The sequence below is a fragment of the Neolewinella persica DSM 23188 genome (assembly GCF_000373105.1).
Taxonomy (GTDB): domain Bacteria; phylum Bacteroidota; class Bacteroidia; order Chitinophagales; family Saprospiraceae; genus Neolewinella; species Neolewinella persica.
The window spans coordinates 1-8869 of the sequence record NZ_KB890472.1 but is presented as its reverse complement, the minus strand read 5'-3'; the positions used below and the strand labels follow the sequence as shown (position 1 = coordinate 8869).

The following is an 8869-nucleotide window of genomic DNA, read 5'->3' as shown; positions in this document are numbered from 1 at the left end:
CATTGGTGGTGATCTCATTGATGTCCCGATCAATGTATGCCTGCAGGTCACGAATGGCACGACAGTAAGATTGGGTAGTACTTTCTGACCTTCCTTTCAGCCAAAGGTGCTGTCTTTGGCGATCAATCGAGGATTGACAACTGGGATGATGGGCCAGGAACGCCAGGCTGCGGCGGAGCTTTTTTTAGCCATTGTAAAAGGAGTTTGATTTACTCCTAAGTTAGGGGTATTTTGCGGTAGCGGTTGGCGCGATAGCGGCTTAGTTCAACAATGGTGCAGCGTCAATGCCTCCTATCGTCGGCACTGCGCCGTTACCGAACCGTTCTGCCTCATTAGAAAAAAAGCAAAAATGAAAAGACAAATTCTGATATTGATAGCAATCGTAATTTTTGTAATTACCTCCTGTAATCAAAAAGAAAATAAGCACCTAACCGATGAAGAAATATGGAAACTTGGTTGGAGAATGTTTGCAAGTTCAATGGATGAAAATTATTCACTCGCAAGTTTGCAATTTGATACATTGAGAAGAAGCTCAAAAGCTATCGATAGAAAGTACATTATAATAGGACTTGAAATAAAAAATGAACTTGGAAGAGCCGATGAGATAGCGGAAATCATAAATTTCCAAGACAAAAAAATATTACAGGAGATTTGCAAGAAAGATTTTCTGTCTAAATATGAGGTTTGTAAAGAATATTCAATTGAAGAAGTCGGAAATAAGGAGTTACAGATTGAGTTGATTAGGATGTATGTAGAAGACCAAGCAGCAAGAGGAAATCTAATGGGTGACATTATTGTGAAATACAAAATTGATTCTACAGAGATAACTCAAAATGGAGGAGTGTTTGTTGACGAAAGAAATCGGAACAGATTAAAAGAGATATTTAAGGAATATGGTTTTCCAACAAAGAAATTAGTAGGAAAAGATGCTATGCAAGGAATATTCTTAATGATACAGCATAGTGACAGAGATAAAGAATGGCAAAAGTCGCAACTATCCAACATAGAAAAATCTGTAAAAAATGGTGATATGAATGGTCAGAGTTATGCTTATTTGTACGACAGAATCAAAATAAATAGTGGAGAAAAACAATTGTATGGGACTCAATTTGCCAATGTTGACCCAATTAATAAAATTGTTGAATTAGCCGATACTGAGGATTTGGATAATTTGGATAAGCGAAGAATGGAAATAGGTATGATGCCGATACAAATGTATAAAGAATTTATGCTCAAAAATTTATAAAAAGAAAACGAGGCAGAACAAAGGCTATGACGTCCATGCTCCTGTACGTTTCCCATTAGCCGCAACCATGATTTTGTAGAAAGATAACCTTATTGAGCGGGTAAAAGCCACTGCATTGCAAACTAATCTTCAATTCGAAAGGAATATTTTCAAATCATAATTCATATGGCATTCCTGTTAGCTTATTCCTGTAATGACCAGAATGATATATTAATCATTCCCAACAAAATTGGCCCGTCCGAAAAATCGTTGATTCACGAAGTTATTGAGATTAGAACCAAACCGGAAATTAAACCCAAATCTGGTATCGATAGTATAAGCTGAGGGTAGGGTTACTCTCCCGCTCAAAATATCCTGTTCGGTGAAACCTCCTGATGCCAGGTAAATCTGGTCCTTTACGTAGTTGCCTTCTGCCCTTACAAAAAAAGAAAAATTCCCGGTTACACGGACATCTGCACGAACATTCAAACCTGTGGTCCAAAAGTTAAAATCATCTAGATAATTTCTCAGACGATATCCAAATTCCAGGGTGCCCCATCGTTGATTTAGTCCCAGACTGGCTCTCAGACTATGGAGGAGCCTAGTTTCTTCAGCTGCGCCGTAAATCGTTTCCTCGACATAATTATTGTTCCTGACTTCAATCCCATAGTTCACTCTCAGAAACCTGGTATTCTGCTCTGATTCCGGAAAAAAATTGTACTCTATAGCTGGTCTGCAGCTAACTTGAAACGTGTAATTAAGGCGAGTGTTCTGAAGACCTGCCAAATCATATCCATAAGACCAACGGGGTGATATGGACTTTATTAGCTGGTGACCGAATCCAAATTCTGATACATCAAAATTGTTTTCAATTTTATCGATGATCTGGTTGCCGTTAGCATCAAGAACGGGGTCGCCATTTGCATCAACTCTTGGTTCGTTTTGAATCGTTGTTCTCAGCCTTTCATTTATGCTCCCGGATACGGAAACTTTCAACTTATCCGTGATACGGTTAATATTGATGTCTCCACCCAAATCAATTTGCCTGCTAAATTCCTCTAATTCAATATTCGCATCACTACCAACATTAAAAACCCAGTAATTCCAGGGATCAACACTTTCCTGTGTAGTATCTCCCAGAAGGCTAAGGTCAGTCTTCATGTTGATATCAATCACTTCTCCTGCCTGGGTCTTCGCAACAAACGAAGCTAAACCTAATTTGATGAACCTGGTAAGTTTTTTCCGCACTTCAAAGTCGGTGTCCGTCTGGTTGTTATTTACGTATAGGGTGTCTGCTCTTCCCGCATGAATGTTTTGCTGCCCAATAAAAATCAGTTGATATTGTCGTCCACCTCCACCAGACCTATTATCGTTAATAAGCAGAAAGACATCAGCTTCTTCATTATCCCTGTAGAAGTCAACGGCCGTAATTTCCGTTCTGATAAAATCCATATCACAACCTCCATCTCTCCCTTCACAGCCATCGATAAACACCCGGAGTTTATTGGGAGAGCTGTAATCATCACTTAACGTTTGACTAATCGCAGCAGGATTAAAGGAAAAAAATGTCAGAATTAATAAAAGGGGTATTAATCTCATTTGATTAGGATTAGTTCGCGATGGTCGCACTCTCAAGATCGAGGTTAGATGCAAGCTGTTAGACTCAAAATTGCGTTTTACCATCATTGTTTGAAAATAAGTACGCATTTTCACGAAAAAGCAAAGCAAATGATTATCGATCCTTTGCCAATAACAAACATAAGCAATAGCGGCTCCTGTTTGGCATGTGAACAGAAATGGAACTTAAAAGAACCTGATTATTCCAACAGAGGATACTTTTTTCAAAAAAAACGCTAAAATCACACATGACGAAACTACTAACATTCTGTACAAATAATTATTTATTAGTAGCTTATTGTTCTTTTGGCCTTTTGTGGATAGTCCCTCAATCCGCAGGATTGACTTGCTGTTAAGAATATAATTTTAGGGAGTGTGTCCATTTTGGGCGTATCAAGGCTGCTTGAGTTGCTGAAGGGCCGCTTTTCCGCTTTTAAGCTGAATTTTGCGCTGAGGGGCATGGAAGCATACAGGATTTGCAACTGTACGATGATTCTAAGCCGGGACCCTCTACTAAAGCAAAATTCTTATTTCCAATTTGTTACAGACCGAAAAGCTAGCTTTTTAGGGACGCTTATTTTGAGTCACCTTTTCCAAAAACGCCTTGATAACCTGTTCACCTACTCGACTTCCTACTACTAACCCTACTTCATTGTCAGTACGAAAGTGGACGCCTCCTTCAAAGCGAGATTCGGAACATTCTTTAGCGGTTTTGTGAAAGAACTGTTCATCCTGTGGAAACAGGAAAGACAGCGCGGTAGCAAGTGAGCCCGCTACAGTTGTATGCCCGGCGGGGTACCCCGGAAAATTAGGGGTCTTTACTAGGATGGGTTGGAAAGTCGGATCATACTGAAAGGGACGAATACCCCAATAATGATATTTACCATCCCACGCCGCAACAATGCCGTCGAACCTGGCAGTGTGAAACAGAGCAGTAGCAAAGGCAGCTTCAAACGGCCCTAGATCGTACGCCAGAATTTTCCGTTCCAGCAGATTATCCCAAACGGGAGCACTTTTCCATTTCCAGGCAATTTCACTGGTTTTGTTTGCCGCGTTGAACCTGCGTAGTTCTTCCATGTCCGCTGTCCAATCGGAAGGTGGTGGGGCCGGTCTGAATTGATCCGGGCTCAACAAAGTAAGGGGCCGCCATTGGCGTTTCATGGGGTCCCACTTGCTTGGAGTGCCCGTCCAAAGGCTATCTAAGCTGGGTACTTGCCCTTCCCAGATGCGTTCCGTTCGATCCGTTTTAGCGTACTCGATATATTCATTCGCGATTTGTTCACCAATTACAGCTCCCCGTTCTATATCTGACGGAAATTGAAGTCCTGTTCTAAGACGTGCATCTTTAAACTGCGCCAAGAGGCTATCCAGATAGGGTCTTCGATCGGGGAAATAATATCCAATTACCTGATGGGCGGCACTTGCTGCAGCACTCCATTCACAGATAAAGGAGGAATAGTCCCTTTCGCGGCCTAATTTCCGAATGTTAGCATTTTGCCGGAACGGGGCCGCCATTTGATGTCGTTGCTTGTTTTTCCATACTTCGGCAAGCGCATCATAGATCGCAAGGTGTAAAATGACAACCCGGCCTCCATTCTTGTGGCCCTTGTGAGCGCGGCTTATTTCCATCATGATCTGATGCCAGCGATAGGAGGGATAGGAAGCGTTCCAGTAGTTCATCTCCCTTATATCCGCTGCACTTACTCCTTCCTGTAGCTCGATCACCTTTACGATTTCCTCCTCAAGTTCAGTTGCATTAACGGGCGCTAAGGTTTCCTCTAGGTGGAACTTGAATGGTTCGAAGTCCTTTATTTCTACTTGTGCCATAGCTGATATAGTCGACACCAGAAGCACAATTAGACTAAGAATATTTAGTAAACTACGGTTTATCCGCCTTGATGAAATGGGCATAGTATCCTAATTTAAGAGGTGCAAGATCAGTACAAAGTTATAATAAGGATGTACGCTTCCCAATCCGGCCTGCCATTATTTAGTAGCAGTAACCCCCTATTAGCTACTCCCCCACCATCAACCCCCACCCCTCAACAAAATCTCCCGCAGACAACTTCTCCTTACCAGTCTTATTCTTCTGGACAATCTGATAATAAGCCACCTGCCGCGGACTCAAATACCGCAACAAATCTTCCCCCCGCCCATAGGCCGAATTCATCTTGGTCTTTTGCACCTCGGTGAGCGGTAGGTAAACAAAGTCCGTCTGCTGCAGCTGGTAATAATGGTCTTTGGCCGCAAGCCGGTAGCCAGCGCCAGCTTTCACGGCCTTGATGTCTTTGTCGGCGGCGTAATCGGCCAGCTCGCGGGCATTGGTTTTGGCTGGATCGTACTTCACCTTCACGACTTCGTGGCCGTTCAGGAAACCAGGCTCGGTCATCAGCACCCCGTCGTGGCGACCAAGGTGGTGTTCGCCACTCCAGAAGCAGTACATCTGAAAATAGGCTTCTTTCGTGGGTTCAGCGGCGACGGTCAGTTCCAGGCCAAGGACCTCCAGGTAGCCGGGGATGGTAATCTTGCTTTCGATCAGGCCTTGGGCCATGGCCCGGTAGAGGCCCTGCGGGGAGTAGTTGCCGGCCACGCGGTCCACCAAATCCTTACCGTTGGCGCCTACGATGCGGACAACGGGGTTATTCCAGGTAGGCTCCCCGTATTTTTCCAGCACTTTCCGGTCAGCTCCGCCTTTATTATTGAAAATGGCCAGCGGCACGAACTCATTTTCGATCCCCTCCACCATCAGCGGGTGGCTGAGGGTAGTGGTCCCATATTTCTGGCAGGTGGCGCAGCCCGGCACTTCCTGGAAAAGGATCAGCACCGGCTTGTTGGAACGCTTACTTTCGGCCATGGCCTGATCGTAGTCGCGTAGCCAGGAGACTTTGCCCAGTTCGATGGGTTGATTGCTGGCATCGGTCCTTTGCTGCGCAAAGGCGGAGCCGGTGAGGAGTAGGGCGGCTAACAACAGTATGTATTTCATGGCGATGGTGGTTTGCCTAAAGAAGGAGCAGTGATGCCGGCAAGTTGTACGGGAAGGTAAGGATTTGGGGGAAGTGTAGGGGAGGAGACAGTGGAGGTACTTGAGTTGCTGGAAGGTTTTAATCTTCGCTTGCTGTGCACCTTAAGGGCGAGTGGGCTGTGCCCCGAGAATTCTCGGGGCACAGCCCACTCGCCCCAGGATCAAGGGAACCCTCTCGTTTTCGTTAAAGCCCAGGCCCGGAGGGCTGCTTTATGCAGGGAGGGCCCAGTCCACTCCCAAAATGTAAAAGCAAAACCAAAACGCCAGTCCGTTGTCTTATGATAACATGGACCAATCATCACCCGTGCGGGATCGTTTTCAAGCGGTAAATAACTTTGATCGCTACCTCTCCTACTTCCTAATCTTCGCCTTCACCAGCGGAACCCTCGCCCACTGCCTGCCGGCAGTACTGCCCGTTACCAAACTGACGACCGACGGTCTGCTCTTCGTCCTCAACGGCCTGGTGCTTTACGCCATCTACCGACGGAACGAAGACCAGCGGCTATTCTGGTGGCTACTCCTTGCTTACTGGTTCACCTTTGCGATGGAGGCGGCGGGCGTTGCCACCGGTGCTATTTTTGGGGAGTACGCCTACGGACCAACCATGTGGTTCCAGTGGCTGGGCGTCCCCTTCGTCATTGCCCTGAACTGGTGTGTACTGACGCTGGCTTGTAATGAACTGGCCTGCCGCTTAACCCCCTCTCCAACCCCTCCGGCTCTTAAGAACGCTGCGCCTTCTTCCACCAATCGCCAATTACCTATCAATTATCGCATATCGCATATCCTGACGGCGGCGCTAGCCGCAATACTGACCGCGCTCTACGACGTAGCCATAGAACCCGTAGCCATCTCACTCGATTATTGGCAATGGGGTGGAGGAGAGATCCCACTTCAAAACTACCTCGCCTGGGCCGTCATCGCCTTTCTGATTTCCCTGCCGCTCCACTTGTTGAAAATCCGTTTCCGAAGCCCGGTGCTCCTGGTCTACCTCTTCGCACAACTATTTTTCTTCCTGGTGCTTAACTTCATGCTTTAGCGGGATACCCCGACAACTTGATAACTTGACACCCCGAAACCCCGACAACTCGACAACTTGACGCTCCGACAACCTGACCACTATGACATCGCCATCCTCGGCGGAGGCCTTGCCGGCCTCAGCACCCTCTACCACCTGGAGCGGGCCGGTAAGCTGGTGGGTAAGCGTGTGGTACTGGTCGATCCCGAAGGAAAGAAGACGGCACACGACCGCAGTTGGTCCTTCTGGGAAGCGGAGCCGGGGCCGTTTGAAGAACTGGTGCATCACCAGTGGCCACTGGTTACGGTACACGACGGGACGCGGAATCTCGACTGCGACATCAGTCCTTATATATACAAGCTTATCCGGAGTACGGAGTTTTACGCCCACGTCAATAAGGTTATTGACCAAATTGAGGGTTTAGAGCGACTTGACGCGCGGGCAGAAGAAGTAAGGGCAGAGGGAAATACCGTTCGCTTCAAAGTAAACGGAGAGGAAATGGAGGCGGACCTGGCATTTTCGTCCCTTCCCCTGCACCTGCGGCCGCGCCAAATAAGTGCTCCCTATCTGGATCAACACTTCCGGGGCTGGTTCATCGAAACGAAGGAAGATACTTTTGACCCTGGTCGTGCCGCACTGATGGATTTCCGTACACCACAGCACGGAGAGCCGCGTTTTTTCTATGTCATGCCGTTCAGCAAACGCAGCGCGCTGATCGAGATCGCGATCTTCAGCAACAATCACCTTGAAACGGCCGAATATGACCGGCTCATCGAGACCTATATATATGACCATTGGACAAAGGGCGGCTATGAGGTCACCCACGCCGAAGACGGTAACATTCCGATGACCACCTACCCATTTCCACTGCGCGATCGTAACCTTATATATATAGGTATGCGCGGCGGTGCTACGCGGCCCTCCACTGGCTATACTTTTTATGCCCTGCAGCGGCAGTTGACCGATCTGGCGGATCAGTTTCCCAACCTCGATAACCTGGCACCCTGGCCGCGCAAGCATTTGCTCTACGACGCCACCCTTCTGCGCATCCTGCAAAACGGGGAGCTGCCCGGCGATGAGCTCTTTGTCGACATGTTTGCCGCCAATCCGCCAGCGCGGGTACTGGCCTTCCTGAATGGAGAAACCTCTTTTGGACAGGAGCTGAAATTCATGAGTACCACCAAAGTCAGTCTATTTGCCCGGCGGTTTATCGGAGAGCTTTATAAGACGCTGCGAACAAGCAGTTGAGAATAACCTCTACGAGCTAAGCGAACATCCTCCTGTGGTAGCACTACCAGACTACTAGACTACCCACTACCAGACTAATAAGGGGGCGAGATCGCAGGTGCAAGGAACAGCACAAAGAAGCAGGGCAAAGCAGCACGGTCTTCGCAGTTGGTCCTTATTGTCAAGCCTGGAAGCCTCTTTCGATTACAAAACGGGTATTGTCTCCGTTAAGCGCTTCTATAGCTGCGGTTCAGCACCCGTCGCTTAGCGCAGTATTGCCGTGAAAACCCAGTAGAATGGCCGCTGCTCTCATACTAAGTATATTTTTTACACTAAGCTTCCGACTTTCGTTCTGCGAAAAGCATTTTGTACCGTGTTTTTTGTGTTTAATCAGCGGCATTTGCCTACATCCTTCGGTAGTCTTAAAAAAGATGAATCGAAGTGAAGATTTCGCTTGCACGGGTGGTGTGGATGGACGTATCTTTGCATCCCGCAAGCGAGAAACGTCTCATGCATTCTGGTTGAAAATACTGCACTAAAGGAGGATAGAAAGAAAGTCTAAAATACTTTCCGAAAGCCTTGCAGGATTGAAACTTAGGAGTGTATCTTTGCGGCCCGCTAACGAGTGGGGTTGAGTAGAAAAGGGCTTTGNAAATAAACTTTCAAAGTATTTCGCTTAACACTTGCACAGTAACTTTAAGCGCTGTAATTTTGCAGCCGCTTAGGAAGCTAAGCAACAAAAACGAACTTAAAAAGCTGCTTT

General features: G+C 46.9%; 6 protein-coding genes. 3 read left to right on the top strand and 3 right to left on the bottom strand.

Features of this window, described 5'->3' with window-relative positions:
• The first annotated feature begins 349 nt into the window (after positions 1 to 349).
• Entirely contained in the window at positions 350 to 1246 is an 897-nt protein-coding gene (locus B036_RS0124730) for a DUF6624 domain-containing protein (protein ID WP_020571430.1), read from the top strand.
• A 210-nt stretch (positions 1247 to 1456) separates the two neighbouring features.
• Here B036_RS0124730 and B036_RS0124725 read toward each other — a convergent pair whose 3' ends face one another.
• The 3 genes from B036_RS0124725 to B036_RS30980 form a co-directional block, all read right to left on the bottom strand.
• A complete protein-coding gene (locus B036_RS0124725) occupies positions 1457 to 2824 on the bottom strand; it encodes a hypothetical protein (protein ID WP_157472404.1) in 1368 nt (455 codons plus the stop codon).
• 582 nt (positions 2825 to 3406) lie between these two features.
• Entirely contained in the window at positions 3407 to 4753 is a 1347-nt protein-coding gene (locus B036_RS0124720) for a phosphatase PAP2 family protein (protein ID WP_211217433.1), read from the bottom strand.
• Between the two features lie 103 nt (positions 4754 to 4856).
• Positions 4857 to 5825: a VPGUxxT family thioredoxin-like (seleno)protein, type 2 gene (locus tag B036_RS30980; RefSeq protein WP_020571427.1), complete on the bottom strand. Its 969-nt coding sequence runs from the start codon at positions 5823 to 5825 to the stop codon at positions 4857 to 4859.
• Between the two features lie 325 nt (positions 5826 to 6150).
• Between B036_RS30980 and B036_RS0124710 the strand changes: the two genes are divergently transcribed.
• Together B036_RS0124710 and B036_RS30975 are read left to right on the top strand one after the other, a co-directional pair.
• Positions 6151 to 6900 (top strand): carotenoid biosynthesis protein, encoded by a 750-nt coding sequence (locus B036_RS0124710; protein ID WP_020571426.1) that lies wholly within the window; start codon positions 6151 to 6153, stop codon positions 6898 to 6900.
• A 57-nt stretch (positions 6901 to 6957) separates the two neighbouring features.
• Positions 6958 to 8127: an FAD-dependent oxidoreductase gene (locus tag B036_RS30975; RefSeq protein ID WP_020571425.1), complete on the top strand. Its 1170-nt coding sequence runs from the start codon at positions 6958 to 6960 to the stop codon at positions 8125 to 8127.
• Positions 8128 to 8869 lie beyond the last annotated feature (742 nt).

Coding starts and splice junctions, on each gene's coding strand:
- B036_RS0124710 (WP_020571426.1), top strand. CDS start 6,151: ATGGACCAATCATCACCCGTGCGGGATCGTTTTCAAGCGGTAAATAAC.
- B036_RS0124725 (WP_157472404.1), bottom strand. CDS start 2,824: ATGAGATTAATACCCCTTTTATTAATTCTGACATTTTTTTCCTTTAAT.
- B036_RS0124720 (WP_211217433.1), bottom strand. CDS start 4,753: ATGCCCATTTCATCAAGGCGGATAAACCGTAGTTTACTAAATATTCTT.
- B036_RS30980 (WP_020571427.1), bottom strand. CDS start 5,825: ATGAAATACATACTGTTGTTAGCCGCCCTACTCCTCACCGGCTCCGCC.
- B036_RS0124730 (WP_020571430.1), top strand. CDS start 350: ATGAAAAGACAAATTCTGATATTGATAGCAATCGTAATTTTTGTAATT.